The organism is Shewanella sp. 10N.286.45.A1 (assembly GCF_041470405.1).
Taxonomy (GTDB): Bacteria; Pseudomonadota; Gammaproteobacteria; order Enterobacterales; family Shewanellaceae; genus Shewanella.
The window spans coordinates 1-576 of record NZ_JBFRMK010000316.1 but is presented as its reverse complement, the minus strand read 5'-3'; the positions used below and the strand labels follow the sequence as shown (position 1 = coordinate 576).

Below are 576 nucleotides of genomic sequence, written 5' to 3'. Positions count from 1 at the left end.
TGACTTGTCTAAAGTGATTCCAACACCCGCTAAACGAGCAACTCTTTAATGGCGTTGCTATTAAGATAAATAGAGTGACTTACTCACTATTTCCGCACATTAACAAACAACCTTAACGAATATTAATTTGTTAATTGTGAAGCTGTCGATAGAATACTTGTTTAATTTTACCGTATCCTCTTCGGGTAATTGAGTTTAATAAAGGTTAGATCTATGTGGTGGCGTATTGTTTTTATCAGTCTTGCATACTTATTGCTTGGCGCACATTTTCTTCGATTTGGGCAAACAGAAGCTTGCATAGCATACGCAATCGCACCTGCTCTACTATTCATTAGAGCAACATGGGTGACACGTTTATTACAATTGACGTTAGTGCTTTCTGCTTTCCTAGTTTGGGGAACAAGTGCTTTTGAATATGTTCAAATGCGTATACTTGCAGAAGCGCCCTGGTATCGCCTAAGTATTATTATGTCGAGTGTTGTAGCATTTACCCTATTTGCAGCTTGGTGCGGCAATGGCATTGTGCATAGCCGCAGTCAGCGCCGAATTTTCAATTAGCTTTATACCAATTGCATT

Annotated in this window: 1 protein-coding gene; it reads left to right on the top strand. The window is 39.1% G+C overall.

The features are described 5' to 3' along the window. Positions 1 to 213 precede the first annotated feature (213 nt). Positions 214 to 558, top strand: coding sequence for a hypothetical protein (locus tag AB4238_RS20120; protein WP_372035152.1), 345 nt, complete (start codon positions 214 to 216; stop codon positions 556 to 558). Positions 559 to 576: the final 18 nt, after the last annotated feature.